General features: G+C 69.3%; 24 protein-coding genes and 2 riboswitches. Of the genes, 8 read left to right on the top strand and 16 right to left on the bottom strand.

Annotated elements, in window-relative coordinates; all coding sequences use genetic code 11:
• Positions 1-2: 2 nt before the first annotated feature.
• The 5 genes from gcvP to FPZ12_RS04575 all read right to left on the bottom strand — a co-directional run bounded on the left by gcvP (position 3) and on the right by FPZ12_RS04575 (position 7577).
• Positions 3-2831, bottom strand: coding sequence for an aminomethyl-transferring glycine dehydrogenase (gene gcvP / locus FPZ12_RS04595; RefSeq protein ID WP_144745688.1), 2829 nt, complete (start codon positions 2829-2831; stop codon positions 3-5).
• A 30-nt stretch (positions 2832-2861) separates the two neighbouring features.
• Positions 2862-2952, bottom strand: a riboswitch (glycine riboswitch).
• Position 2953: 1 nt separating this feature from the next.
• Positions 2954-3047, bottom strand: a riboswitch (glycine riboswitch).
• A gap of 381 nt (positions 3048-3428) precedes the next feature.
• Positions 3429-4193 carry a 3-oxoacyl-ACP reductase gene (locus FPZ12_RS04590; RefSeq protein WP_144745687.1) on the bottom strand — a complete coding sequence of 255 codons (765 nt, stop codon included), beginning with the start codon at positions 4191-4193 and terminating at the stop codon, positions 3429-3431.
• Positions 4194-5549, bottom strand: a complete 1356-nt coding sequence (locus FPZ12_RS04585; protein WP_144745686.1) for an aldehyde dehydrogenase family protein — start codon at positions 5547-5549, stop codon at positions 4194-4196.
• The gene (locus tag FPZ12_RS04580) at positions 5540-6238 is read right to left on the bottom strand and encodes a gamma-glutamyl-gamma-aminobutyrate hydrolase family protein (RefSeq protein WP_144745685.1); all 699 of its coding nucleotides are present in this window, start codon (positions 6236-6238) and stop codon (positions 5540-5542) included. Before FPZ12_RS04580 ends, FPZ12_RS04585 begins: the two co-directional genes overlap by 10 nt.
• Positions 6219-7577, bottom strand: coding sequence for a glutamine synthetase family protein (locus FPZ12_RS04575; protein WP_166462570.1), 1359 nt, complete (start codon positions 7575-7577; stop codon positions 6219-6221). The genes FPZ12_RS04580 and FPZ12_RS04575 overlap by 20 nt, the downstream gene beginning before the upstream one ends.
• Before the next feature lie 65 nt (positions 7578-7642).
• On the opposite strand from FPZ12_RS04575, the gene FPZ12_RS04570 reads away from it, so the two are divergent.
• Complete coding sequence (locus FPZ12_RS04570) at positions 7643-8461, top strand: amidohydrolase family protein (RefSeq protein ID WP_243769667.1); 819 nt, start codon at positions 7643-7645, stop codon at positions 8459-8461.
• On the opposite strand, the gene FPZ12_RS04565 is transcribed toward FPZ12_RS04570, so the two are convergent.
• The 5 genes from FPZ12_RS04565 to FPZ12_RS04545 form a co-directional block, all read right to left on the bottom strand.
• The gene (locus FPZ12_RS04565) at positions 8447-9502 is read right to left on the bottom strand and encodes an NAD(P)-binding domain-containing protein (protein ID WP_144745684.1); all 1056 of its coding nucleotides are present in this window, start codon (positions 9500-9502) and stop codon (positions 8447-8449) included. The genes FPZ12_RS04570 and FPZ12_RS04565 overlap by 15 nt on opposite strands.
• Before the next feature lie 175 nt (positions 9503-9677).
• Complete coding sequence (locus FPZ12_RS04560; RefSeq protein WP_144745683.1) at positions 9678-10346, bottom strand: SRPBCC family protein; 669 nt, start codon at positions 10344-10346, stop codon at positions 9678-9680.
• An 84-nt stretch (positions 10347-10430) separates the two neighbouring features.
• The gene (locus tag FPZ12_RS04555; protein WP_144745682.1) at positions 10431-11285 is read right to left on the bottom strand and encodes an FAD binding domain-containing protein; all 855 of its coding nucleotides are present in this window, start codon (positions 11283-11285) and stop codon (positions 10431-10433) included.
• Positions 11282-13720 carry a xanthine dehydrogenase family protein molybdopterin-binding subunit gene (locus FPZ12_RS04550; protein ID WP_144745681.1) on the bottom strand — a complete coding sequence of 813 codons (2439 nt, stop codon included), beginning with the start codon at positions 13718-13720 and terminating at the stop codon, positions 11282-11284. The genes FPZ12_RS04555 and FPZ12_RS04550 overlap by 4 nt, the downstream gene beginning before the upstream one ends.
• 1 nt (position 13721) lies before the next feature.
• Positions 13722-14261 carry a (2Fe-2S)-binding protein gene (locus FPZ12_RS04545; RefSeq protein WP_144745680.1) on the bottom strand — a complete coding sequence of 180 codons (540 nt, stop codon included), beginning with the start codon at positions 14259-14261 and terminating at the stop codon, positions 13722-13724.
• Positions 14262-14472: 211 nt separating this feature from the next.
• Here FPZ12_RS04545 and FPZ12_RS04540 point away from each other — a divergent pair, with 211 nt between their 5' ends.
• Complete coding sequence (locus FPZ12_RS04540; protein WP_144745772.1) at positions 14473-14910, top strand: hypothetical protein; 438 nt, start codon at positions 14473-14475, stop codon at positions 14908-14910.
• Here the strand turns inward: FPZ12_RS04540 and FPZ12_RS04535 are convergent.
• A complete protein-coding gene (locus FPZ12_RS04535) occupies positions 14843-15955 on the bottom strand; it encodes an XdhC family protein (protein ID WP_144745679.1) in 1113 nt (370 codons plus the stop codon). The two genes, FPZ12_RS04540 and FPZ12_RS04535, sit on opposite strands and share 68 nt — an antisense overlap.
• Positions 15948-17048, bottom strand: a complete 1101-nt coding sequence (locus FPZ12_RS04530) for a vWA domain-containing protein (RefSeq protein ID WP_144745678.1) — start codon at positions 17046-17048, stop codon at positions 15948-15950. The genes FPZ12_RS04535 and FPZ12_RS04530 overlap by 8 nt, the downstream gene beginning before the upstream one ends.
• Before the next feature lie 210 nt (positions 17049-17258).
• On the opposite strand from FPZ12_RS04530, the gene FPZ12_RS04525 reads away from it, so the two are divergent.
• From FPZ12_RS04525 to FPZ12_RS04505, 5 genes are all read left to right on the top strand, one after another.
• On the top strand, positions 17259-17702 hold the full coding sequence (locus tag FPZ12_RS04525) for a hypothetical protein (RefSeq protein WP_144745677.1): 444 nt from the start codon (positions 17259-17261) through the stop codon (positions 17700-17702).
• A complete protein-coding gene (locus FPZ12_RS04520) occupies positions 17702-18319 on the top strand; it encodes a DUF3558 domain-containing protein (RefSeq protein ID WP_144745676.1) in 618 nt (205 codons plus the stop codon). Before FPZ12_RS04525 ends, FPZ12_RS04520 begins: the two co-directional genes overlap by 1 nt.
• Position 18320: 1 nt before the next feature.
• The gene (locus tag FPZ12_RS04515) at positions 18321-19607 is read left to right on the top strand and encodes a WXG100 family type VII secretion target (protein ID WP_144745675.1); all 1287 of its coding nucleotides are present in this window, start codon (positions 18321-18323) and stop codon (positions 19605-19607) included.
• Between the two features lie 4 nt (positions 19608-19611).
• Positions 19612-20358: an ESX secretion-associated protein EspG gene (locus tag FPZ12_RS04510; protein WP_144745674.1), complete on the top strand. Its 747-nt coding sequence runs from the start codon at positions 19612-19614 to the stop codon at positions 20356-20358.
• Between the two features lie 131 nt (positions 20359-20489).
• The gene (locus tag FPZ12_RS04505) at positions 20490-21110 is read left to right on the top strand and encodes a hypothetical protein (protein ID WP_144745673.1); all 621 of its coding nucleotides are present in this window, start codon (positions 20490-20492) and stop codon (positions 21108-21110) included.
• A gap of 118 nt (positions 21111-21228) precedes the next feature.
• Here FPZ12_RS04505 and FPZ12_RS04500 read toward each other — a convergent pair whose 3' ends face one another.
• Complete coding sequence (locus tag FPZ12_RS04500; protein ID WP_144745672.1) at positions 21229-22728, bottom strand: FAD-dependent monooxygenase; 1500 nt, start codon at positions 22726-22728, stop codon at positions 21229-21231.
• 65 nt (positions 22729-22793) lie between these two features.
• Between FPZ12_RS04500 and FPZ12_RS04495 the strand changes: the two genes are divergently transcribed.
• On the top strand, positions 22794-23414 hold the full coding sequence (locus tag FPZ12_RS04495; protein WP_144745671.1) for a TetR/AcrR family transcriptional regulator: 621 nt from the start codon (positions 22794-22796) through the stop codon (positions 23412-23414).
• On the opposite strand, the gene FPZ12_RS04490 is transcribed toward FPZ12_RS04495, so the two are convergent.
• The 3 genes from FPZ12_RS04490 to FPZ12_RS04480 are packed head-to-tail and all read right to left on the bottom strand — an operon-like array spanning position 23403 to position 25626.
• A complete protein-coding gene (locus FPZ12_RS04490) occupies positions 23403-24269 on the bottom strand; it encodes an AAA family ATPase (RefSeq protein ID WP_144745670.1) in 867 nt (288 codons plus the stop codon). The genes FPZ12_RS04495 and FPZ12_RS04490 overlap by 12 nt on opposite strands.
• Before the next feature lie 12 nt (positions 24270-24281).
• Positions 24282-24845 (bottom strand): nucleotidyltransferase family protein, encoded by a 564-nt coding sequence (locus tag FPZ12_RS04485; protein ID WP_144745669.1) that lies wholly within the window; start codon positions 24843-24845, stop codon positions 24282-24284.
• Complete coding sequence (locus tag FPZ12_RS04480; protein ID WP_144745668.1) at positions 24838-25626, bottom strand: IclR family transcriptional regulator; 789 nt, start codon at positions 25624-25626, stop codon at positions 24838-24840. The genes FPZ12_RS04485 and FPZ12_RS04480 overlap by 8 nt, the downstream gene beginning before the upstream one ends.
• Positions 25627-25631 lie beyond the last annotated feature (5 nt).

Raw genomic sequence — 25631 nt, 5'->3', positions numbered from 1 at the left:
GATCAGCTCCCGTAGGCTTCGATGGGCGGGCACGAGCAGACGAGGTTGCGGTCCCCGTGCGCCCCGTCGATGCGGCGGACCGGCGGCCAGTACTTCGTCTTCGGTGCCACCCCCGCCGGGTACACGGCGAGACGGCGATCGTAGGGCAGATTCCATTCGGCCGTCAGGGTTTCCGCGGTGTGCGGCGCGTTGCGCAGCGGGCTCTCCTCGACCTTCCAGCGGCCGTCGGCCACCTCCTCGATCTCCCGGCGGATCGCGATCATCGCGTCGCAGAACCGGTCGATCTCGCCCACGTCCTCGCTTTCGGTGGGCTCCACCATCAGCGTGCCCGCCACCGGGAACGACATCGTCGGGGCGTGGAAACCGTAGTCCACCAAGCGTTTCGCGACGTCCTCCACCGTGACGCCGGTGCGCTTGGTCAACGCGCGCAGGTCGAGGATGCATTCGTGCGCCACCAACCCGTCGCGGCCGGTGTAGAGCACCGGGTAGTGCGGGGAAAGGCGCGCGGCCACGTAGTTCGCGGCCAGCACGGCGACCTTCGTGGCGCTGGTCAAGCCTTCCGCGCCCATCATCCGCACGTACGCCCAGGAGATCGGCAGGATCGACGCGGAACCGAAGGGGGCGGCCGAGATCGGGCCGACGCCGCTCTCCGGGCCCGCTTCCTCGGACAGCGGGTGGTTCGGCAGGTACGGCGCCAGGTGCGCGCGCACCGCGACCGGGCCGACGCCCGGGCCACCACCGCCATGCGGGATGCAGAAGGTCTTGTGCAGGTTCAGGTGCGACACGTCGCCGCCGAACTCGCCCGGCTTCGCCAGGCCCAGCAACGCGTTCAGGTTCGCGCCGTCGACGTACACCTGGCCGCCGCCGTCGTGCACGATGCGGGCGATCTCGCCGATCCCGTTCTCGTACACGCCGTGCGTGGACGGGTAAGTGACCATGATCGCGGCCAGCGTGTCGTAGTGCTTGTCCACTTTGGCCTGAAGGTCTTCGAGGTCGACGTCGCCGTTTTCCTTGCAGGCCACCACGACCACGCGCATTCCGGCGAGCACCGCGGACGCGGCGTTGGTGCCGTGCGCGGACGACGGGATCAGGCAGACGTCACGCTCCGGCTGCCCGTTCGCCTTGTGGTAGGCACGGATCGCGAGCAGGCCGGCGAACTCGCCCTGGCTGCCCGCGTTGGGCTGCAAGGAAACCTCGTCGTAGCCGGTGACCTCGGCCAGCCAGGCGCACAGCTGCCCGATCAGCTCCCGGTAGCCCGCCGCGTCCTCCGCCGGGGCGAACGGGTGCAGGCCCGCGAACTCGGGCCAGCTGATCGGCTCCATTTCGGCCGTGGCGTTGAGCTTCATGGTGCACGAGCCGAGCGGGATCATGCCGCGGTCGAGCGCGTAGTCCATATCGGACAGTCGACGCAGGTAGCGGAGCATCGCCGTCTCGGACCGGTGGCTGTGGAACACGTCGTGCGTCAGGTATTCGGTCTCCCTGGCGAGGCCGTTCGGCAGCGCGACCGGCCCCGGCTCGGCGTGCGCCTCGCTGTCGAACGCCAGCAGCACGCGGCGCAGCGTGTCCAGCGTGGTGACCTCGTCGCAGGCGACGCGCACGTGGTCGGCGTCCACGGCGCCGAGGTTGATGCCGAAGCGGCGCGCGTCGGCGATGATCTGCTTCGCCCGGCCCGGCACGCGGGCGAGCACCGTGTCGAAGAAGCTCTCGTGCACGACCTCGACGCCGCCCTCGCGAAGCGCCGCGGCCAGCCCGCTCGCGAGCCCGTGCACGCGCTCCGCGATGTCCTTCAGCCCGTCCGGACCGTGGTACACGGCGTACATCGCGGCGAGCACCGCGGGCAGCACCTGGGCGGTGCAGATGTTGGAGGTCGCCTTCTCGCGGCGGATGTGCTGCTCACGGGTCTGTAGCGCGAGCCGGTACGCCGGGTTGCCGTCCGCGTCCTTCGAAACCCCGACGAGACGCCCCGGCAGGGACCGCTCGAGGCCCTTGCGCACAGCCATGTACCCGGCGTGCGGCCCGCCATAACCGAGCGGCACGCCGAAGCGCTGCGTGGTGCCCGTGGCGATGTCGGCCCCGAACTCGCCCGGCGCGGCGATCATCGTCAGCGCCAGCAGGTCGGCCGCCACCGTGTAGAGCGCGCCCGCGTCCTTGGCGACCTTGCCGATCGCCTCGTAGAAACCCTTGCCCCGCAACGCTCCGGAGGCACCCGGATACTGAACGACAACCCCGAAGAAGTCCTCGGGCAGCCCGGCGCCGAGATCCCGCACGTCGACCTCGATGCCCACGGCCGCGGCGCGCGTGCGCACCACCGCGATGGTCTGCGGCAGGCACTCGGCGTCGAGCACCACACGGTCCGACTTGGCCTTCGAGCCGCGGCGCATGAGCATCACGGCCTCGGCGACCGCGGTGGACTCGTCGAGGAGGGAGGCGTTCGCCAGGTCGAGGCCGGTCAGGTCGGAGATCATGGTCTGGAAGTTCAGGAGAGCTTCGAGCCGCCCCTGCGAGATCTCCGGCTGGTAGGGCGTGTACGCCGTGTACCAGGCCGGGCTCTCCAGCACGTTGCGGCGGATCACCGGCGGGGTCACCGTGTCGCTGAAACCGAGGCCGATCATCTGCGTCATCGGCCTGTTCTTCGCCGCCAGCGCCCGCAGCTCGGCGGTGGCCTCACGCTCGCTCGCGGGAGGGAGCAGGTCCAGCTCGCGGGGGTTGCGGATCGCCGCCGGGACCGCAGCCTCGACGAGCGCGTCCAGGCTGCCGTAACCGCATTCGGCCAGCATCTTGGCCTGCTCGTGCCCGGCAGGTCCGATATGCCGATCCGCGAACGTGTGCATGGGGAGCTCCTTCTGCGCTGGTGCGGGAACTCCCCCTCTGTCATCGGCACCTGAGAGTTTCACCGCGGGCGCGCGGCTTTCACCTTGGGTGAGGCGCGGCTGCGCCTGCTTTCCAGAGTGGCCTGGCCCGAGCGGTAACTGGTACCTGAGAGATTGGCGGGGAAATTGCTCCTTCGGCGCCCCGTGCTGCGACGGGGACTCTCCCGCTCCGGCTCATAGCGGCCGTCTTCAGTTGTCGTGGGGTCAGTCTATAGGGCGGGGGTCGGGTGTGCGTGCTGCGTTCGTTCTCGGCTCATTCTGGGGCAGCAACGCTCGGCTTGGGGCAGCAACGGACGCGCGTGGCCGCGCTGTGTGCACCCCACCCCCGCCCCGATCGCGCAGTGTTCAACGGTCGCCGCACCGCGTCAAGGCGGGAAAGATGCCTTGACCCGGCACACCGACCGCTGAAGAGCGCTGGGGATCGGAACGATGGTGGGGTGTGGTCGTGGGACGGCTCGCTTCGCGTTGCCGGGTCCCGGAGCGAAGCGGAGGGGCGCTGGTCGGCCCGGGAGGGAGACTGCCGGGGCGGAGGGGTGCTCGGGTCGGGAGTTGCTGCGGCTAGATGGGTGTGACGTAGGCGCCGCTGATGCCGCCGTCCACCAGGAACTGCGAGGCGGTGATGAAGGACGCATCGTCGCTGGCAAGGAAGGCTACGGCGGCGGCGATTTCCGTCGCCTCGGCGAAGCGGCCCATGGGCACGTGCACCAGGCGCCGCGCGGCGCGTTCCGGGTCCTTCGCGAACAGCTCCCGCAGCAGCGGCGTGTTCACCGGGCCCGGGCACAGCGCGTTGACCCGGATGCCCTCGCGTGCGAACTGCACACCCAGCTCCCGCGTCATCGACAGCACCCCGCCCTTGGACGCCGTATAAGAAATCTGCGACGTGGCGGCACCCATCACCGCCACGAAAGACGCGGTGTTGACGATCGAGCCCTTGCCCTGGCGCTGCATGTGCGGGATCGCGTACTTACAGCACAGGTACACCGAGGTCAGGTTGACCTCCTGCACCTTCTTCCACGCCTCGAGCCCCGTGGTGAGGATCGAATCGTCCTCGGGCGGGGAAATACCGGCGTTGTTGAAGGCGACGTCGACCGACCCGAACCTGTCCACAGTGGTCTGGAACAGCGCCTCGACCTCGGACTCGCTCGTGACGTCCATGGCGACGAACTCGCCGCCCACCTCGTCGGCCGCCGCCTTGCCCGCGGCCGCGTCGACGTCGGCGACGACGATCCGTGCGCCCTCCTCGGCCAGCCGGCGGGCGGTCGCCAGGCCGATCCCACTCCCGCCGCCGGTGATCACCGCGACCCGCCCCGCGAAGCGCTGCATTCATTCCTCCGTACTGATGAAGACGTTCTTGACCTCGGTGAAGGCCCGCACCGCGTCCGGACCCAGCTCGCGGCCGAGCCCGGACTGCTTGAACCCGCCGAACGGGGTCCAGTACCGCACCGAAGAATGCGAGTTCACCGAGAGATTCCCGGCCTCCACCGCCCGCGACACGCGCAGCGCACGGCCGACATCGGAGGTCCAGATCGAGCCCGAGAGCCCGTACTCGGTGTCATTGGCCAGGCGCACCGCGTCAGCCTCGTCAGTGAACGGGACCACGGCGACGACCGGGCCGAAGATCTCCTCCGTCACCAAGGGATCACTCAGCGATCCCGGCGTGACCACCGTGGGCGGGAACCAGAAACCCGGCCCCTCCGGCGCGCTGCCGCGGAAGGCCACCGGCGCGCCATCCGGCAGATACGCCGACACGCGTTCCTTGTGCTGAGCGGAAATCAGCGGCCCCATCTCGCTGGACGTGTCAGCCGGATCACCCACGCGCACGCCCCGTACGGCGGGCTCGAGCAGCTCCATGAACCTGTCGTAGACCGGCGCCTGCACGAGAATCCGCGAACGGGCGCAACAATCCTGGCCCGCGTTGTCGAACACCCCGTACGGCGCCGTCGCCGCGGCCTTCTCGATATCCGCGTCGGCGAAGACGATGTTCGCGTTCTTCCCGCCCAGCTCCAGGGTGACCCGTTTCACCTGTTCCGCGCAGCCCGCCATGATCTGCCTGCCGACCGCGGTGGACCCGGTGAACACCACCTTCCGCACCGCCGGATGGGTCACGAAGCGTTGCCCCACAACGCTTCCCTTCCCGGGCAGCACCTGGAACACACCGTCCGGCAGCCCGGCTTCGCGGCCCAGCTCGGCGAGCCGGAGCGCCGTCAACGGGGTGAGCTCGGCCGGTTTGAGCACCACCGTGTTCCCGGCCGCGAGCGCGGGCGCGAAGCCCCAGCCCGCGATCGGCATCGGGAAGTTCCACGGCACGATCACGCCGACCACGCCGAGCGGCTCGTGGAACGTGACGTTCACCCCGCCCGGCACCGGGATCTGCTGCCCCAGCAGGCGTTCCGGCGCTCCCGCGGAATACTCCAGCAGATCGCGGACGTTGCCGGCCTCCCAGCGCGCGTTGCCGATGGTGTGCCCGGAGTTCGCGACCTCCAGCGCGGCGAGGTGCTCGAGGTCCGCGTCCACGGCCGCGGCGAACCGGCGCAGCAGCCGGGCCCGGTCACCGGGCGCCACGTTTTTCCAGCCGGGCAAGGCTTTCCGCGCCCGCTCGATCGCCGCGTCCGTCTCCTGCCGTGACGTCGGCTCCACCGTCCGCACGACCTTTTCGGTCGCCGGGTTGATCACGTCCATGTGGCCTCCACGAGCGCCCGGAACAGTCGTACGTCGTCCGAATCCTGCTCCGGATGCCACTGCACCCCGAGCACGAACCGCGCACCGGCCAGCTCGACCGCCTCGACCGTGCCGTCCGCGGCCCAGCCGGTGGCTTTCAGCCCCGACCCGAGCCGCGCCAGCGACTGGTGGTGGTAGCACTGCACTTTCGTTTCACTGCCCAGAATTTCCGCCGCCAGGCCCTCAAGCGTGACACGGTTGTGCCCGTACACCGCACGCGCGGGCTGGTGTTCCGCATGCCCGGCCACTTCGGGCAGATGCTGGTGCAGACTGCCGCCCAGCGCGACGTTCAGCACCTGGGCGCCACGACAGACGCCCAGCACCGGCATCCCGAGCCGCAACGCCTCGCGCGCCAGCGCGAACTCGAACCCGTCCCGCTCCGGGCGGCTCACCGTCTTTTCGTGCGCCTGCTCGCCGTAACGCGCCGCGTCCACATCCGCGCCACCGGTGAGGACCAGCGCGTCCACAGCGGACAACGCGGAAACATCCTCCCCCACCGACGGCAGCAACACCGGCACCCCACCGGCCTTCACCACACCGTCCACATAGGACCTGGGCAGCAGCGCCGCCGGCGTGTCCCAGACACCCCAGGCAGCCTGCTCCACATACGTGGACAGGCCGATGAGCGGCCTAGAGCCGTTCGAAGCCACGAATACGCTCCCAATCCGTTACTGCGGCGTCAAAAGCGGCGAGCTCGACGCGGGCGGCATTGAGGTAGTGTTCGATGACCTCGGCACCGAACGCCTCCTTCGCCATCTTACTGTCCGCGAGCAGTGCCGCGGCATCCCTCAATGTGCTGGGAACGGCGGGCTTGTCGGAGCCATAGGCGTTGCCGTGGAACTCCGGCTCCAGCGGCAGTTCCCGCTCGATCCCGTACAGCCCCGCCGCCACCAGCGCGGCCACGGCGAGGTACGGGTTCACGTCGCCGCCCGGCACCCTGTTCTCCACCCGCAGCGACTCACCGTGCCCGACCACACGCAGCGCGCAAGTGCGATTGTCGGTGCCCCAGGCGACAGCGGTGGGCGCGAAGCTGCCGGGCGCGAAACGCTTGTAGGAGTTGATGTTCGGCGCGAAGAAGTAGGTCAGCTCGCGCAGGCAGGCCAGCTGCCCGGCCAGGAAATGCCGCATCAGCGGGGAATGTCCGTGCCCGTCGGCGAGCACCGGATCACCGCCGGTCGAGCGGAGGCTGATGTGGATATGGCAGGAGTTTCCCTCGCGCTCGTTGTACTTCGCCATGAAGGTCAGGCTCTTGCCCAGCTGCGCGGCGATCTCCTTGGCCCCGGTCTTGTAGATCACGTGATTGTCGCAAGTGGACAGTGCGTCGGTGTAGCGGAAGGCGATCTCGTGCTGGCCGGGGTTGCACTCGCCCTTCGCCGACTCGACGTACATCCCGGCGCCGCCCATGTCGTTGCGGATCCGGCGCAGCAACGGCTCCAGCCGCGCGGTGCCCAGCATCGAATAGTCCACGTTGTACTGGTTCGCGGGCCGCAGCTCGCGGTAGCCGCGGCGCCAGGCATCCTCGTAGGTGTCGTCGAAGACGATGAACTCCAGCTCCGTGCCGACGTACGCGGCGAGCCCGCGCTCGGCCAGCCTGTCCAGCTGACGGCGCAGGATCTGGCGCGGGGAAGCCGGAACTTCGCCGCCCTCCACCCATTCGACGTCGGCGAGCACGAGCGCCGTGCCCTCGTGCCACGGGATGCGACGCAACGTGGACAGGTCGGGGCGCAGCACGAAATCCCCGTAGCCGCGCTCCCACGAAGACATCTCGTAGCCGTCGACGGTGTTCATGTCGACGTCCACCGCGAGCAGGTAGTTGCACGCCTCGGTGGCCTGCGGGACGACCTCGTTCAGGAAGTAGTCGACCGCGCATCGCTTGCCCTGCAAGCGGCCCTGCATATCGGTCAGCGCGACGAGCACGGTGTCGATCTCACGGGTTCCGGCGAGCGCGCGCAGCTCTTCGACGGTGAGCATGCCCCGGGCACTGTTCATTGGACCAATACCAGCCCAATGCTTCCGCCCTGTCAAGGCGGGCCGGCGGGGCTAATCTCCTCGGTGTGGCCGAGGAGATCATCGACGTCTGGATGCAGCAGCCGAACCAGCGCTTCATGGAACAGCGCTGGCTGGAACCGCTCCTGCGCTGGACGGACATGGAACCGGTCGCGCCCAGCGTGACCACGACGCTGGCGGCGATGGACCAGGCGGGCGTGCACCTCGGCCTGCTCTCGGCGTGGCACGGCCCGCACGGCGCGCTCGTCACCAACGACGAAGTCGCCGCGCTGGTGGCGAAGCACCCCGGCCGGTTCGCCGGGGTCGCCTCGGTCGACCTGACCGACCCGATCGGCGCGGTGCGGGAGATCCGGCGCTGCGTAAGGGATCTCGGCTTCGTCGGCGTGCGCGTGGTGCCGTGGCTGTGGAACCTGCCGCCCAACGACCGCCGCTACTACCCGGTGTACGTGGCGTGCGTCGAGGAGGACGTGCCGTTCTGCACGCAGATCGGGCACACCGGGCCGCTGTGCCCGTCGGAGCCGGGCCGCCCGATCCCGTACCTGGACGAGGTGTTGCTGGACTTCCCGCAGCTGGTCGTCGTCGGCGGGCACGTGGGCTATCCGTGGTTGCCGGAGGTGTTCTCGCTGGCGCGGAAGTACCCGAACTTCTACGTCGACACCTCGGCCTACGCCGTGCACCGGCTGCCGGCCGAACTCGTGGAGTTCATGCGCGGCGAGGGGCGCAGGCGCGTGCTGTTCGGCAGCAACTACCCCATGCTCACGCCCGCGCAGTGCCTCAAGCGACTGCCGGAGCTGGGGCTCGGCGCGGAGGCGACGGAGCTCTTCCTCGGAGGCAACGCGCGCCGCGTGTTCTCACTGCCGTTCTAGCAACTGCCGGATCTCGTGCACCGCCGAGCGGCCGGCCCGGTTCGCCCCGACAGTGCTCGCGGACGGGCCATACCCGACGAGATGCAGCCGCGGCTCGTCGACCACGCGCGTGCCGTCCATCCGGATCCCGCCGCCGTGCGTGCGCAGGTGCAGCGGGGCGAGATGATCCAGCGCCGCACGGAAACCGGTGGCCCACAGGATGACGTCCGCGCGCTGTTTCGTGCCGTCCGCCCAGACCACGCCGTCCGGCACGATCCGCTCGAACATCGGCTTGCGGTCGAGGATCCCCTGTTCACGGGCCTTGCGCAGCTCCGGCGTGAGCACCAGGCCGGTCACGCTCACAACGCTCTCGGGCGGCAACCCCTCGCGCACCCGGCGATCGACCTTCGCGACCGATTCACGGCCGTGTTCCTGGGTGAAGTCGCCCTCGTGGAACTCCGGCGGACGCCGCGTGACCCACGTCGTCCCGCTCGCGACCTCCGCGATTTCGACGAGCAGCTGCGTGCCCGACGCGCCCCCGCCGACGACGACCACATGCTTGCCGCGGAACTCCTCGGCGCTCTGGAACTCCGCCGTATGCAACTGCCTGCCGCGGAACGTCTCCTGGCCCGGGTAACGCGGCCAGAACGGCCTGTCCCACGTGCCGGTAGCGCTGATCACCGCGCGGGCCGACCATTCGTCGAGCGTGCTCGCGACCAGCAGCCTGTCGCCTTCGCGGGAAACGGACTGGACTTCGACCGGCCGGTGCACGGGCAGATCGAAGGTCCGCTCGAACCGGCCGAAATACTCGGAGACGACTTCCGAGGCCGGTTTCCCCAGGTCGGGATGACCGAGGGCTAGTCCGGGGAGGTCATAGATGCCGTGCACCTTGCCGAGGCGCAGCGAGGGCCAGCGGTACTGCCACGCGCCACCCGGACGTTTGCCGTGATCCAGCACGACGAACCCGGTCTCGTTGCGGAAACCGGCGCGGCGCAGATGGTAGGCGGCGGAGAGCCCTGCTTGGCCCGCGCCGATCACTACCACGTCTGTGGTGGTGTGCACGGTTGGTGCAACGCGGGCGGGCTGCTCAAGCTTCCGCCGGGTGGTTGTTGCGTTGCGGCGGCAACGGACGCGCGTGGCCGCGCTGTGTGACACCCCTCCACCGCCGTGGAGGGGTGTGGTCGGTGGGGTGGCTCGCTTCGCGTTGCCGGGCGGCGGGCGGCGGTTGGTTGTTTTTTTACTTCTTGCGCCTGATCAGCCTGATGATCGTGACGATCACCAGTAGGCCTGCCACGCCTGCGATGACCGGGGCCAGGCGCTTGGCGACGGAGCTGCCCGCGTAGTCGAAGAGGTCGATCGCCTCGGCTTCTTTGGGGGCGGGCTTGACCGACTCCAGCTTCGGCTTGGGTTCCGTGGCGTCCGCCGACTTCTCTTCGGTGGCCGCGGTTGCCGCTGGTTCCTCGCTCGCGGTGAGCTTCTCCGCCAGGTTCTGCGCGAACTGGTCCAGGATCTTGCCGCCCACCTCGGAGATCATCCCGCGGCCGAACTGCGCCGGGCGGCCGGTCACGTTCAGGTCGGTCTCGACCTTGCCCTTGGTGCCAGTGCCCTCCGCGGACAGCGTGACCGTGACGGTGGCAGCCGCCGTGCCCGCGCCTCGCGAGTCCTTGCCGGAGGCCTTGATGACGATCTTCCGCGCGCTCTCGTCCTTCTCCAGGAACTCCCCGGAACCCTTGTACAGCAAGGAAATCGGGCCGAGCTTGACCTTCACGTTGCCGGTGAAGCTGTCACCCTCGACCTTCGTCAGCGTGGCACCCGGCATACAGGGCGCGACGCTTTCCGGATCGGTGACCTCCCGCCACACCTGGTCGGGCGGCGCCGGAACGGTGAACTCGTGGTCAAGCCGCACGGCTCGACCTCCCTTCGTCGTCGTCGGGGCTGTGCCCGGAAGGGCACCCGCCCGGAACTTTACGCCGTGCGGGTGCCCTTTCGGCTAGGCGCTGACTGCGGCCGACACCGCGCGACCGGTCAGCACCCTGGCCAGCTCCTGCCGGTACTCGATGTCCGCGTTGCCGTCCGGCGTCGGGTTGGTGCCTTCGGCGGCGTGCGCGGCCGCCGAACGGATGCGCTCCGCTGTCGCGGCCTGGCCGACCAGCGCGTTTTCCACGGCCGAAGCCCGCACCGGCACCGACGACATGTTCGTCAGCGCGATCCTGGCTTCGGCGATGGTGTCGCCCTCGGTGCGCACCGTCACCGCGACGGCGACCATCGACCAGGCCTGCGCGACCCGGTTGAACTTCTCGTAATGCGCCCGCCAGCCGGTGTGTTTCGGCACCCGGACTTCGACCAGGATCTCGTTCGGCGCCAGCGTGGTCGTGAAGAAGTCCTGGAAGAACTCCGCCGCGGGCACCGTGCGGCGGCCGCCTGCCCCGGCGACCACCATCTCCGCGCCGAGCGCCAGCGCGGGCGCGAGCAGATCGCCCGCCGGGTCGGCGTGCGCGATGGCGCCGCCGAACGTGCCGCGATGCCGCACCTGCGGATCGGCCACCGTGTCGGTCGCCCTGGCCAGCAGCGCGGCGTGCTCGGCGACCAGGTGATCGCGCTGCACGTCGTAATGCGTGGTCATGGAGCCGATCACCAGCGCGTCACCCTCGTCGCGCACGCCGCGCAGCTCGGCGATCTTGCCGAGATCCACGATCGTGGTCGGCGCGGCCAGCCGCATCCGCAGCACCGGCAGCAGGCTCTGCCCACCCGCGAGGACCTTGGCGTCCTCACCCGCGTCGGTCAGCGCCCGCACTGCTTCGTCCACAGTGGACGGAGCGGCGTAGTCGAAAGCAGCGGGGATCACTGCGCACCTCCAGAAGCGTCGATGGAACCCAGCCCGCCGCCTGCCTCGCCGCCAGGCCCGCCGGCATCCTTTTCACCACGATGGATCGCGGCCCACACCCGCATCGGCGAGCACGGCATCTCGATGTCGTTCACCCCGAGGTGCCGCACCGCGTCGACCACCGCATTCACCACCGCCGGCGTGGACGCGATGGTGCCCGCCTCGCCGACTCCCTTGACACCCAAGGGATTCGTCGTCGAGGGCGTCTCCGTGCGATCGGTGGTGAAGCTCGGCAGGTCCATCGCCGAGGGCAGCAGGTAGTCGGCGAAGGTGCCGGTCGTGAGTGTGCCGCTCTCGTCGAACACGGCCTCCTCGAACAACGCCTGCGCGATACCCTGCGCGAGCCCGCCGTGCACCTGGCCCTCCACGATCAGCGGGTTGACCACGGCGCCGACATCGTCCACGCAGACGTACTTCCGCAGTGTCACGCGCCCGGTCTCGGTGTCCACCTCGGCCGCGCACAGGTGCGTGCCGTGCGGGAACGAGAAGTTCTCCGGGTCGTACACCGCGTCGGAGTCCAGCGAGGGCTCGACGCCGTCGGGCAGGTTGTGCGCCATGAACGTCGCGAACACGACGTCCTGGATGGTGGTCGCCTTGTCGGTGCCGCGGACGGTGAACTTGCCCTCGGCGAACTCGAGGTCGTCCGGCGAGCATTCCATCAGGTGCGCGGCGATGGTGCGGGCCTTCGCCACCACCTTCTCCGCGGCCTTCACCACCGCGATGCCGCCCACCGCAAGCGATCGCGAACCATAGGTGTCGAGGCCCTTCGAGGAACTCTGGGTGTCCCCGTGGATGACCTCGACATCCTCGAACGGGACGCCCAGCTGATCGGCCACGATCTGGCTCCACGCCGTCTCGTGTCCCTGACCGTGCGCCGACGCACCGGTGATCACCTCGACCTTGCCGGTCGGCAGCATCCGCACCGACGCCGCCTCCCAGCCGCCGGCGCCGTAGTCGAGCGAACCGAGCACGCGCGACGGAGCCAGCCCGCACATCTCGGTGAACGTCGAGATGCCGATGCCCAGCTGCACCGGGTCATTCCGGTCCCGCCGCTCCTGCTGCTCCCGCCGCAGGCCTTCGTAGTCGAACAGCTGCATGGCCTTGTCGGTCGCGGCCTCGTAGTTGCCCGAGTCGTAGGTGAGCGTGGAAACCGTGGTGTACGGGAACTCGTCGTGCTTGATCCAGTTCTTCCGGCGCAGCTCCATCGGCTCCATGCCGAGCTCGGCGGCGAGCTCGTCCATGATCCGCTCGATGGCGAACGTGGCCTCCGGCCTGCCGGCGCCGCGGTACGCGTCGGTCAGCGTGGTGTTGGTGAACACGTTGGTGCAGGCGAAGTGGTACGCCGGGATCTTGTAGATCGCGTTGAACATGAACGCGCCCAGTATCGGCACGCCCGGCCCGACGAGGCCGTTGTAGGCACCGAGGTCGGCGAGCAGCTCGACCTTCAGCCCGGTGACGGTGCCGTCGCGGTTCGCCGAGATGGTGAGGTCCTGGATCTGGTCGCGGCCGTGATGCGCGGCGAGCATCGTCTCCGACCGGGATTCCGTCCACTTCACCGGTTTGCCCAGTTTCTGGGCCACCAGCAACGACATCGTCTCCTCGGGCAGCACCCCGATCTTGCCGCCGAACCCGCCGCCGACGTCCGGCGCGATCACCCGCAGCTTGTGCTCGGGGATGCCCAGCGTCAGCGCGGCCATCGTCTTGAGGATGTGCGGGATCTGGGTGGCCGACCACATCACGATCTGCGTGCCGGTCGGATCCACCACGCAGGAGCGCGGCTCCATGAACGCCGGGATCAGCCGCTGCTGCCGGAAGCGCCGCTTGACCACGACTTCCGCGCTGGAGATGGCTTCCTCGACGTTGCCGCCCGAGCCGGCCTCGGCGGAGTCGAAGATCCACAGCGCGTTCTTGTTGGTGCCCAGCTCTTCGTGCACGAGCGGAGCGCCCTCGGCGAGCGCGTTCTCCAACCCGAGCACGACGGGCAGCTCGTCGTAGTCCACCTCGATCGCTTCGAGCGCGTCGTGCGCTTCGGCCGAGCTGCGCGCGACGACGACCGCCACGCCTTCGCCCGCGAAGTTGACCTGTTTGTCGGCTAGCACGGGGCGGCGCGGGGCCTTCATGTCCGGCGTGATCGGCCACGCGCACGGCATCCCGATGGCGCCTTCGGGGTCGAGGTCGGTGGCCGTGAACACCGCGACCACACCCGGGCAGCGCTTCGCCTCCGACACGTCGATGCTGTTGATCCGTGCGTGCGCCAAGGGGCTGCGCAGCACGGCCAGGTGCAGCAGGCCGGGCAACGTCGTGTTGTCGGTCCAGCGGGTGCGGCCGGTGATCAGCCGCGCGTCCTCCTTGCGGGTGCGGGCCTTGCCGACCTCGGGCTCGATCGTGGAGGTCATCTCACTCGCCTCCGCCCGCGATGGCGCTCGGCGCCCGGCTGACGTCGTCGGACATCCGCTCCGCCTCGGGGCCCGCGCCCGGGCTCATGTGCTGCGCCGCGTCGCGCACCGCGCGCACGATGTTCTGGTAACCCGTGCAGCGGCACAGGTTTCCTTCCAGCCCTTCGCGCACGGCCTGCTCGTCCGGGTCCGGGTTGTCGGCGAGGAGGTCGATCGACTGCATGATCATGCCGGGGGTGCAGAACCCGCACTGCAGCGCGTGGTTGTCGTGGAACGCCTGCTGCACGGGGTGCAGCTGCCCGTCCCGCGCCAGGCCCTCGATGGTCGTGACCTCACAGCCGTCGGCCTGCACCGCGAGCACGGAACAGGATTTGACGCTGTGCCCGTTCAGGTGAACGGTGCACGCCCCGCAGTTGCTGGTGTCACAACCGATTACAGTGCCGACTTTGCCCAAAGTCTCCCGAAGGTAGTGAACGAGCAACGTGCGAGGCTCGACCTCGTCGGTGTACTGGGTGCCGTCGACGGTGACGGTGATGCGCATGAGGCCTCCAGTGTGGTGGGAGCTGGTGATCGGCTTCACAGGCGAGCCTGCTACTTCTGTCGCGATCGGACAAGTCCTGGTCAGCGGGGGTGCGGCGACAGTTCCGCAGGTGCGCGTGAACTCCCTGCTTTTCCCCGAATCTGCGGACCCGTGCCGCGAATGGAACCCCGCTGTTCGCCCGGCCGTCACACGAACCGTGGAACGGGTGCTGATGGGAGAAGGGCGGCCGGGCGAGCCGGCGGAACTGACCGAAGGTCTGCGGATCGCCTTGGCCACCGGGCAGATCCGCTTCCCGCTGCGCGAAACCCTGCGCCCGCTGCTCGCTTCGCTGGTGCGCGGCGGCTACGAGCTGAACGGCCCCGCGCCGCTGTACGACGAAAGCCGCCTCGTGGCCACGCGAAGCTGGCCCGCCGCGGACGACGGCCGGGTCGCCTACTACCGGCGCGCGGTCCGCTCCGGACTGCGGCCGGTCGCGGTGGTGTTGTGTGGCCCGGCCGGGGAACGGGTCCTCGACGGACACCACAAGATCGTTGCGTACCAGGCGGAACGGCTCGCCCCGATGGTGATCCGGATCGTCGAGCTCAGCCGTGGATCCGGCCGGACAGCTCGGCCAGCCGGCGGCCGCCACCACCCCACCGCAACGCGATGATCTCCGCGGCGATCGACACCGCCGTCTCCTCCGGGGTGCGCGCGCCGAGGTCCAGCCCGATCGGCGAGGCCAGCCGGGACAGCTCCTCCTCGGTCATCCCGATTTCCCGCAGCCGGTCCAGCCGGTCTTCGTGCGTGCGCCGGGAACCCATCGCGCCGATGTAGCCGATGTCGAGGCGCAGCGCGACCTCGAGCAGCGGCACGTCGAACTTCGGGTCGTGGGTGAGCACGGCGACCACCGTGCGGCGGTCGATGCGGCCCGCTGCGGCCTCGGCCTTCAGGTAGCGGTGCGGCCAGTCCACGACCACCTCGTCGGCGTCGGGAAACCGGCTGGCGGTGGCGAAAACCGGGCGCGCGTCGCACACCGTGACCTGGAAACCCAGGTAGGACCCCATCTTCGCCATCGCGGCCGCGAAGTCGATCGCGCCGAAGACGAGCATGCGCGGTGGGGGCTCGAAGGAGTTGACGAACACCGCCATGCCCTCGCCGCGGCGTTCGCCGTCGAGGCCGTAGTGCAGGGTCGCGGTGCGGCCGGTGGCGAGCAGGCCGCGGGCGTCGTCGACTACGGCGTCGTCGATGCGGGCCCGGCCGAGCGTGCCCTCGGTGCGGTCCGTCCAGACGATCATGTGCCTGCCGACCAGCGCGGGGTCGTCGTGCTCGATCACCGTGACCACGGCGACCGGCTGTCCTCTGTGGACGGAGTCGACGACCTCGCCCAGTTCGGGCATGGTCTGCTTGTCGACGCGCTCGACGTAGATGTCGATGATCCCGCCACAGGTGAGGCCGACGGCGAAGGCGTCGTCGTCGCTCACGCCGTAGCGCTGCAGCACGGGCCGTTGATCGGCGACGACTTCCTTCGCCAGCTCGTAAACCGCGCCCTCGACGCAGCCGCCGGACACGCTGCCCACGACTTCGCCGTCCTCGCCGACGAGCATCGCCGCGCCGGGCGCGCGGGGCGCGGAGGAGAAGGTGGACACCACGGTGCCCAGCCCTGTCGCTTCCCCGTTCGACCAGCGTTTGTAGAGCTCGTCAAGTACGTCATGCATCGCGTATCTCCACCAGCAGTCGTTCCAGGGTGGCCAGGCTGTGCCCGGCCAGCAGGCGATCGATGTGCGGGAGCGCGGCAGCGATGCCTGACTGCACCGGAGCGTAGCCGTCGCGGCCCGCGTGGGGATTGACCCAGAACACAGCGTGCGCCAGCCTGCGCAGGCGCGCCAGCTGCTCGCCGAGGAGGCTCGGGTCGCCGCGCTCCCAGCCGTCGGAAAAGATCGTGACCACCGCCCGGCGGGCGATTCCGCGCTGGCCCCAGCGGTCGAGGAACACGCGCAACGTCTCGCCGAGGCGCGTGCCGCCCGCGAAGTCCGGCACCGCCGCGCCCGCCGCGAGCATCGCGCGCTCGGGGTCGCGCTGGCGGAGCTGGCGGGAGACGCGGGTGAGGCGCGTGCCCAGCGTGAACACCTCGACACTGCCCGGCGCCCGCCGCACCACGACGTGCGCGAAGCGGAGCAGGGAGTCGGCGTAGGGGCTCATCGACCCGGAAACGTCAAGGAGGAGAACGGTTTTCCGCGGCCTCGTCGACTTGCGCCGATGCGCGAGCCGCACCGGCTCGCCGCCTCCCGCGAGCATCCGGCGCAGCGTGCGGCCGGGGTCGAGCGCGCCGGTCTTGGCGGGCTTCTGGCGGAGCGATTTGCGCGTCGGCGGCACCGGCTTGAGCACCGCGAGCAGCTCCCGCAGGTGGCGGCGTTCGGCCGCGGTCAGCTCCGCGAGGTCGCGCTGGCGCAAGAGCTCGGCGTCCGTTGCCGCGACGCGCAGCTCCTCGGACTCGACCTGGGTGTCGCCGCCCTGGCGGTCCTCGCCCGACATCGCCGCCATCCGGGCGCGCTTCTCGCGCGACACCGTGGCGGGCTTCGGCGGCGGCTCGGCCGTGAACCACTGGGCGAAGGCGTCGTCGTAACGGGGCAGGTCGTCGGGGTCGGCGCAGAGCGTGACGCGGCCCGCCCAGTACAACTGGCCCACGTCGGCGACGTCGACCCGCCGGACCGCGTCGAGGTACGCCTGCACCCGCTGCGGGCCCGCCGGGACCCCGGCCTCCCGCAACGCCGTCGCGAAGCCGACCAGACCGGGCAAGGGGTCGTTCATACCTCCATTGTGACTCGCGTCGCGACGGGTATGGAGAACTTTCGCCGCGGGCTGGGGTCGGGGCGGTGTCTCGGCGGCGTCTCGGTTGCGCCGTTAACACTGTTAGCGCAGTTCAGGGCGTGGATCTTCGGCAATATCACTCCATGCCGATGGGGCCTTCCGCTAGGCTCCAGCGTCAGAGGGTCACGGTCCGGTAGCGGGGAGGCAACAGTGGTCGAGGCTAACGACAGTGGGGGCGGGTTCTGGTCGGATGTCCGCCAGCCGCAGGGGTCGTACCAGGTCTATGGCCAGAACAAGACGGTCGGCGCGGCACTCGCGGCCACCGGCGCCAGCGGCGGCTTCGAATTCCCCAGCGTCGACGAGATGAACGCGGTACTGGCCATGTGGAAAGAACGCCAGGCGAGCATCAGCGCGAAGAAAAACCTGATCGAACGTGCTCGGGGAAACCTCACGCAGCTGGCGGACGACACGGAAAGCCAGGGGTACCTATCACAGATGCGGGATTCGCTGGACCTACTCTCCAACCAGCATGACTCGATGCTCCAATACGTCGAGAACTACATACAGAAGCTGACCGATGCCACCGGCGCCAAGCAAGCGAACGAAGAGGCGAACACCGCGGCTCTCAAGAGCGGCCAGGAGAACCAGGGCTGATGACGCGTAAGTACCGGCTGCTCATGACGGCGTTGCTGGCCGCCTCGGCCGCAGCGGTTTCTGCATGTTCCAGTACCACAGATGGCGCGCCGAGCACGTCCACCAGTGGTGCCTCGTCCTCGGCCCCCGGATCGGAGCAGCCCACCAAAGTGGACCACCCGCTGGACCCCTCCGCCTATCTTGACAAGCCGTGTGACCTTGTCCCGCAAACACTGGTCGGCCAGCTCGGCTTCTCGAACCCCGAGCCCACCGGTGCTGACAGCGCCTTCGGTCCCGGCTGCGGCTGGATTGACGTACGAACCAGCCACAGCAGGAATTTCAACGTCAATATTCAGGTACTCAAGGGCAAACGGAACGGCGGATTGGCCAGCGTCTACAAGACCCGAGATGCCGGTGGATACGATTTCGCCGAACCGACGGATGTCTCCGGCTATCCGGCTGCTTTCGCGGACACGCAGGACCGCCGCACGGAAGGCAAATGCAGCGTATATGTCGGAATTGCCGACGACCTGACGTTCTCGGCGGGAGTAGACGGTTACGACAACGCCCAGGATTCATGCGATGCCGCCAAGCGAATCGCGGCTGCTGTCATTACCACTCTGCAGGGGGGCTCGTGATATGGACGGCACGCAGATCTACAACAACTTCAACGCCGGTGATTCCCAGCAACTCCAGGCCGCTTCGGAAGCAGTCAACCAGCTGGCGACGGGCTATAACGACGAACACGAGGCCATCAAGAACCTCCAGACGCGGATGAACGCATCCTGGACCGGCAGTTCCGGAGACGCTGCAAATGCTGGGGCGAGCCCCCTCGCACAAGCTTTCGATGATTCGCTCGGTCCCCTTGTCAAGACCCAAGGCTCCATGCAGGCCCAATCCGACGTCTTCGAAGCCTCGAAGTCCAAGGTCGTACCCGTCCCACCTGCGCCGGAGAAGCCGAGTGGGTGGTCGGTGGGGCTCAAGGCCGCGATCCCGATCGTCGGGCCGTCGCTGGCGGTGAGTGACGTGAAGTCCTACCAGGACGGTGTCGCGAAGACCAATGCCGCCAACGAGAACAACGTCCGGGTGATGGACCAGTACAGCTCGGTCACCGGCGACACCAAGGGAATCATCCCGATGGATTACCAGACGCTCCCCAGCGACGGGGCCACCATCGGGCTCAAGTCGGCATCCGTGGGCAGCGTCGGGTCGGTCGAGTCCCAGTACAACGACCACACGAACGCCTCATCCGCCACCGTGAACCAGCCCGTCGGCGGCACTGGCGGCGGCCCGGTCAGCGCGGCGCCGAACCTCAACGGGCCCAGCTCGGTCACCTCCTCGACCCCGACCACGGGCGGCACGAGCGGCAGCGTGAGTCCGTTGCCGAACCTCCCGGGCGGCACGTCGGGCACGACAGGCGGCAGCACGAACTCCAGCAACTTCGTCCCGGGAGTCGGCCCCGGTTATGGCGGCGGCACGGGCGACACGGAGCGCACGACAGGCCGCACGGCCAACCGCGGCCCGTCCGCTTCCAGCAGCAGCGCGGCGAGTCGCTTGTACGGCAGTCAGTCCGAGGGCGGCCCCGGGCGCCGCGGTAGCGCGGCGAAGGAAAGCATCGGCCGTGGTGGCAGTGCCGCGAAGGAGAGCCTGGGCCGCGGCGCCGCCGCCAGCGAGAGCGCACGCGAGCTGGGCGCCGGCAAGAACACCGGGGCAGGCAGGCCCGGCAGCGCGGCGGCAGCCGAAGAAGCGGCGGCGAGCCGGAGCGCGTCGAAGAGCGGCTCGGGCTCCCCGATGGGCGCAGCAGGTCAACGCGGCAAGGGCGAGGAGGACGACGAGCACCAGCGCCCCGACTACCTCCTCGAGGCCGACCCGGACGCGGTCTTCGGCAGCGACGTGAGAGCCACGCCGCCCGTCATCGGCGAGTAAACGCATGTCCGTGGTAGGAACCGGTTATCTCTCACTCCCACTCACGGCGCTGGCGGGCGCCGTCGAGCAGGCGAGGGCAGGCACCCTGCACATCGTGCTGCGCCCGGAACCCGTTTGGCTCAGCGCGGACGAGAAGCTCGCGGCCCAGCAGGAGCTGCAGGAATCCTTGCAGGAAGCGGGTTTGGTTGACAGGCGCGGCAGGCTCGAGGTCGACTTCCTCGACTGGCTCCCCCTGCTGACCACCGCGTCGGTCGAGTACTACGGCTGGGTCAACGACGGCCGCCGCACCTACGGCATCCTCGCCGCAGGCCGCGGGCTGCAGGGCATCGTCGCGATCCGCGTGGACGACGGGATCGCGCTGAAGCCCGTCCACCGCGATCAACTGGCCGAGGCGCTCATCGCGGAACTACCCGACGTGCGCCCCGGCGGCGGCCGCCCGCTGACCATCCGCGTGGCCGACCTGGAGGCCGTCACCCGCGAAGACCGGATACCTCGCTGGGACGTCCGCGACCTCGTGAATGTCCTGCAGCGCCCGGTCACCGGCACCGGCGAGCTGTACGCGGCCCGCCGGGACGAGTTGAACCGCTACCACCAGCTCGAGCTCCCGCTGCACTACGCGGACACGGATTGGGGCCGGTACCTCAACTACACGACCGGCTCCGGGAGCGACGCCGAGGTCCACCTCGCCCCCGGCGACCCGGCCGCAATCGTTGAGCACCTGCTCCGGCTCGAACGGACCCTGCCGAGCTAGAGCCTTCTAATCTCCGGCTCACGGGATCGATCGGGTGGCCCTTGTGCGGGAGTGGGATGTTTCCTCCCTTCGGAAAGGGGCTCTCCGATCACCTCGTACTCCCCGCCGGACCTGGACGTGATCGAAGAGCAGTGCCCGCCGAGCTGCCGATCGATGAGGTGCGCATACTACTGCTGAAACGACGGACGAGCTGGGTCACCAAGGATGCGGTGTGGCGGGAACTGATCCGGCGGGCCCACGCGACACCGGAACCGTGGACGACGATCGCCGCCGCGATGATGATGCCCGGACTCAAGCACATCGGGGCCAAACTCGGTGACCGGTTCCCCGGCGACCGCAACGACCTGGACTCAGAGATTCTCGAGGGTTTCCTGCAGGCGCTCGACCTCGCCGACCCGCAAGCTCCGAAGGTGTACGGCCAGCTTTATTGGGCCGCGTTCCGGCGCGGCCACGAAGTATGCAACGCCGAAAAGCGACGGGCGATGACCCAGTCGGAACTCACTGAAACCACAACGAATCTCCGTTCGGCAAGTGGCCATCCCGATCTCGTACTCGCCGACGCCTTGCTCTCCGGTGTCGTCACACGCCAGCAAGCGGACCTCGTGTCCGACGTTCTGCTCGATCACAAAGACCGAACAACCGCAGGCAAACGCCTCGGCATGAGCCGGTTCCAGGTCGCCGCCGCGCTGAACTCCGCCTCTCGCCACATCACCGACTACCTGCTCGCCGGCCGCACCCCGCAGGCCGCGTGATCACGGACCGGGAGCGGGCAGGGCTGCTCACCGCAACCACCATGGAATGACCATCCACTGGCGACCAGCGTGCGCGTGAGGGCCAGCCTGCGCGCACGCTGGACGCGAAACACACCCCCTAAAACCACGTAGCCAGGGACTGCTCCAGCCCCTCCACACCACCGTCGCTGGCCCAAGCCACATGGCCATCCGGACGGACCAGCACGCCGGTCAGCTTCGGGTCGCTGACGCATTGCCGGGTAACCACGCGCACGCGGGAGGCGCGATTTCCCACCGCAGCACGGAGTTCCGCCGAATCCGCCAGGTCGAGCAGCACCGCGAGCCCCTCTTGGCAGTACTCCCCGAACCGGGTTCCGTCGGAGAATTCGAAGTCCGGCGCGCCCAGGCCGGTCAGCTCGTGCGCGCCGTCGATCGGATAGCGGTGCAGCACACCGGAAAGCTTCTTCGCCAGATAATTCTGACCGTCCCCTGTGGACAGTAGATCACCGACGACCGCGCGCAACGCCTTCGTCCTGGGGTCCGGGCGCATGACGGCCACCTGCGCGCGCGTCCAGTCCAGCACCCACTCACCGATCGGATGCCGCTCCAGGTCGTACGTGTCCAGCAGCCCCTGCGGCGCCCATCCGTTGATCGTCGCCGCCAGTTTCCAGCCCAGGTTCATCGCATCGCCGATCCCGAGGTTCAGCCCCTGCCCACCGAACGGCGAGTGCACGTGCGCCGCGTCGCCGGCCAGCAACACCCTGCCCTTCCGGTACGTCGACGCCTGCCGCGCGTTGTCGGTGAAACGCGTGGCCGTGTGGACGGCCGTGATCGTGACCTCCACGCCCGACACGCGCCGGAGACTGCCCTGCAGCTCCTCCGCCGTGATCGGCGCTTCGCGGTCCTCGGGCGGGCCGAACTCGACCGTCAGGATCCGCCCCGGCATCGGGCCGTTCACGAACAGGCCCGTGTCCGTGCGATTCCACCCTCGGGGCAACGACTCCGCGCCCGTCATCTCCACCAGCGCCTGCCGCCCGGTGATTTCCGGGTCCGTGCCAGGGAAATCGAACCCCGCGAGCTTGCGCACGAGGCTGCGTCCCCCGTCGCAGCCCACCAGCCAGCCCGCCCGCACCGACTCGTCACCCAGCCGCACCGTCACACCGTCCTCGTCGGCGTCGAACCCCGTCACCTCGACACCGCGCCGCAGCACAACCCCCAGTTCGGCGGCGCGCGAGGACAGCACCTCCTCCACCGCCTGCTGCCCGACCACGGTGATCGACGCCGCCGGACCCGGATCGCGGAAACCCGGACTGTCGAAGTCGACCAACTCGCCCGCGACCATGATCCCGCCGAAATGCCCGGCGAGCTTGGGTGGCCGGACCGGCGCGCCCCCGCCCTGCTGCTTGAAGAACTCCTGCATCCGCGCGAACGCTTGGCGCTTGTGCTCCTCCAGCGCGCCGTACATCCCGCGCCGGTAGAACGCCTCCGCCGTGGGCAGGTTGATCGACCCCGCCTTGATCGTCGGGTCTATTTCGGACAGTCGCTCGACGACGAGCACGTCCACGCCCGCGAGCCGCAGCTCGCAGGCCAGCATCAGACCGACCGGGCCGCCGCCGGCCACCACCACTGGGAAATCCATGCCACCCAGCATGCACGCAAAACGTGTACCGAGTCAATATTTTTATCCGGTATACAATCTCCGCCATGGGTCTTCGGGAGCAGAAGAAACAGCTGACCAGGCGGCACATCGCCGACATCGCCACCGGGATGTTCTTCGAGCGCGGCTTCGACAACGTGACCGTCGCCGAGGTCGCCGAGGCGGCCGGGGTGTCCAAAATGACCGTCTTCAACTACTTCCCGCGCAAGGAGGACCTCTTCCTGGACCGGCACGCCGACCGCCTCGCCGAGGTCGAGCAGGTGCTGCGCGAGCGCGGCCCCGGGAAATCGGTCGCCGCGGCCCTGCGCGAATACCACCAAAAACTCGTCGCGGACCGGCATCCGCTGTCGGCCACCGTGCCCGGCGCCGGCTTCTTCCTCCGCGCCGTCCACGAAAGCCCGGCGCTGGTCAACCGCACCTACGAGCAGTCGCGGGAGATCGTGGACAAGATGGCCGATGTCCTCATGGCAGAGGGCGAACAGCCGGGACAAGCGCGGCTGATCGCGGCCATGACCGGTGCCACGGTCGACGCCGTCTACGAGTACGCCGCGAACAGGATGATCGCCGGCGAGGACCCCGACCTGGTGCACGCCGAACAGGCCGCCTACATCGACAAGGCCTTCGACCTGCTCGAAACCGGCATCGGCGACTACGGCTCAGGCGAGTAGCGCGTCCAGTTTCGCGCGCACGCGGTCCATGTCCTCGGTGTACTTGAGCACGGCGCCGAGCGTACGGGCCGCCGTCTCGGCGTCGAGCTCGTCGCGGTCGAGCGCCAGCAACGCCTGCGCCCAGTCGAGCGACTCCGCCACGCCCGGCGGCTTGAGCAGCTCCAGCTCCCGCAACCGCCGCACAGCCACCGAAATCTGCGTGGCCAACGCCTCCCCGACGCCCGGCACGCGACGCCGCAGGATCGCGACTTCCCTTGCCAGATCAGGATGTTCGAGCCAGTGATACAGACAGCGGCGCTTGAGCGCGTCGTGCACTTCGCGGGTCCGGTTGGACGTCAGGATCACCAGCGGCGGCTGCTCGGCCCGCACCTCCCCGAACTCCGGGATGGTCACCGCGTTCTCGTCGAGCAGCTGCAGCAGGAACGCCTCGAACTCGTCGTCCGCGCGGTCGATCTCGTCCACCAGCAGCAGGCACGGCGCCTCTTTCAACGCCTGCAGCAGGGGCCTCGCGAGCAGGAAACGCTCGGTGTAGAGGGACTGCTCCGCCGCGTCGACGTCGAGCTGCCCGCTGCCTGCTTCGAGCGCCCGCAGGTGCAGCAGCTGGCGCGGGAAATCCCATTCGTACAGCGCCTGCGCCGCGTCGATGCCCTCGTGGCACTGCAACCGGATCAGCGGCAGCTGCAGCGACTGCGACAACGCCACCGCCAGTGAGGTCTTCCCGGTGCCGGGCTCCCCCTCGCAGAACAACGGCCGCTGCATGCGCAGGGCGAGGAACGCGGCTGTGGCCACGCCGTCGTCGGCGAGATAGCCGGCGCTCTCGAGCGTCGTGGCCAGTTCTTCGGGCGAGTTGACCATCACACACCCACCCTAAGGGTTCAGGTCCGCCGGCGTGTCCACGTCGGTCCCGCTGCCCAGCTCCGAACAGTCGACCAGCCGCACATCTTCCCTGGTCTTCAGCCAGTCGCGGGCCCCGCGGTCACCGTTCGCGGACTCCGCGATCGCCGGCCACCAGCGGCGCCCGAAAAGCACGGGATGGCCCGGTTTTCCCTCGTAGGCGGCCCGCGCGACGACCTCCGGCGACGACCACTCCAGCATCCGCCGGACGACCTCCGGCGTCACCCCCGGCAGGTCGACCAGGTGCACCAGCACGGCGTCGGCCGGCGGCAGCGCACGCAACCCCGCCCGCAGCGAGGCGCCCATGCCCGCGGCCCAGTCCTCGGCGTACACGGCTATCGACGGGTCCGGCAGCAATGCCCGCGCGTCCTCCGCCTGCGCGCCAAGCACCACTCGGACCGGCCCGCACCCGCCCTCGGTGAGCACCCGCAAAGCACGGCGCACCAACGGTTCCCCGTCCAGCTCGACCAGTGCTTTGGGACGTCCGAAGCGGCGCCCGGCGCCCGCGGCGAGGAGCAGCCCGGCCGTCTCAGCCACGACGCGCCTGCGCCGGCGCGACCGCCAGATCGTCCTCGATCCGCTTCGCCGCGGCGAGCAACGGGGGCAGCATCTCGTCCCGCACCGACTCGCGCGTCGTGCGGCTGGCGTGTGTGGACACGTTCATCGCGGCGACCACGGCGCCGGTGCGATCCCGCACAGGAGCGGCGACCGAACGCAGCCCCTCCTCCAGCTCCTGGTCCACCAGCGCCCAACCCTGCCGGCGCACCTTCTCCAGCTCCTCGCGCAGGGTGTCGGGCGAGGTCAGGGTGTTCGCGGTGAGCCTGTCCAGCGCCGCGTTTTCGAGGTACCGCGAGAGCCCGTCCTCGTCGAGGCCCGCGAGCAGCACGTGCCCCATCGACGTGGCGTGCGCGGGAAACCGCGTGCCGAGGCTGATCGTCACCGTCATGATCCGCGAGACCGCGACGCGGGCGACGTACACGATGTCGGTGCCCTCCAGCACCGAAACCGAGCACGATTCACGCACCTCGGCGGACAGCCGTTCCAGGTGCGGCTGCGCCACTTCGGGCAGGGTCATGCTGGACAGGAACGCGTACCCCAGCTCCAGCACGCGCGCGGTGAGCGAGAAGTACTTGCCGTCCGTGCGAACGTAGCCGAGGTCCACGAGCGTGAGCAGGAAGCGCCGGGCCGCCGCCCGGGTCAGCCCGGTCACCCTGGCCACGTCGGACAGCGTCAGCTCCGGCGCACCGGAGCTGAACGCCTTGATGACCGCCAGCCCCCGTTCCAGGGACTGGACGTGGTGTGCCCCGCGCTCGTCCATATCGC

The organism is Amycolatopsis acidicola (assembly GCF_007713735.2).
GTDB classification, from domain to species: Bacteria; Actinomycetota; Actinomycetes; order Mycobacteriales; family Pseudonocardiaceae; genus Amycolatopsis_E; species Amycolatopsis_E acidicola.
The sequence above is the reverse complement of the archived record's forward strand: the minus strand, read 5'-3'. Positions and strand labels throughout refer to the sequence as shown.

Excerpts from the sequence above, each read along its gene's own strand:
- FPZ12_RS04510 (WP_144745674.1), top strand. The coding sequence starts at position 19,612 with ATGTCCGTGGTAGGAACCGGTTATCTCTCACTCCCACTCACGGCGCTG.
- FPZ12_RS04540 (WP_144745772.1), top strand. The coding sequence starts at position 14,473 with ATGGGAGAAGGGCGGCCGGGCGAGCCGGCGGAACTGACCGAAGGTCTG.
- FPZ12_RS04545 (WP_144745680.1), bottom strand. The coding sequence starts at position 14,261 with ATGCGCATCACCGTCACCGTCGACGGCACCCAGTACACCGACGAGGTC.
- FPZ12_RS04480 (WP_144745668.1), bottom strand. The coding sequence starts at position 25,626 with ATGGACGAGCGCGGGGCACACCACGTCCAGTCCCTGGAACGGGGGCTG.
- FPZ12_RS04585 (WP_144745686.1), bottom strand. The coding sequence starts at position 5,549 with ATGGACGTGATCAACCCGGCGACCGAAAAGGTCGTGCGGACGGTGGAG.
- FPZ12_RS04590 (WP_144745687.1), bottom strand. The coding sequence starts at position 4,193 with ATGCAGCGCTTCGCGGGGCGGGTCGCGGTGATCACCGGCGGCGGGAGT.
- FPZ12_RS04490 (WP_144745670.1), bottom strand. The coding sequence starts at position 24,269 with ATGGTCAACTCGCCCGAAGAACTGGCCACGACGCTCGAGAGCGCCGGC.
- FPZ12_RS04500 (WP_144745672.1), bottom strand. The coding sequence starts at position 22,728 with ATGGATTTCCCAGTGGTGGTGGCCGGCGGCGGCCCGGTCGGTCTGATG.
- gcvP (WP_144745688.1), bottom strand. The coding sequence starts at position 2,831 with ATGCACACGTTCGCGGATCGGCATATCGGACCTGCCGGGCACGAGCAG.
- FPZ12_RS04550 (WP_144745681.1), bottom strand. The coding sequence starts at position 13,720 with ATGACCTCCACGATCGAGCCCGAGGTCGGCAAGGCCCGCACCCGCAAG.
- FPZ12_RS04520 (WP_144745676.1), top strand. The coding sequence starts at position 17,702 with ATGACGCGTAAGTACCGGCTGCTCATGACGGCGTTGCTGGCCGCCTCG.
- FPZ12_RS04530 (WP_144745678.1), bottom strand. The coding sequence starts at position 17,048 with ATGAACGACCCCTTGCCCGGTCTGGTCGGCTTCGCGACGGCGTTGCGG.
- FPZ12_RS04495 (WP_144745671.1), top strand. The coding sequence starts at position 22,794 with ATGGGTCTTCGGGAGCAGAAGAAACAGCTGACCAGGCGGCACATCGCC.
- FPZ12_RS04575 (WP_166462570.1), bottom strand. The coding sequence starts at position 7,577 with ATGAACAGTGCCCGGGGCATGCTCACCGTCGAAGAGCTGCGCGCGCTC.
- FPZ12_RS04535 (WP_144745679.1), bottom strand. The coding sequence starts at position 15,955 with ATGCATGACGTACTTGACGAGCTCTACAAACGCTGGTCGAACGGGGAA.
- FPZ12_RS04515 (WP_144745675.1), top strand. The coding sequence starts at position 18,321 with ATGGACGGCACGCAGATCTACAACAACTTCAACGCCGGTGATTCCCAG.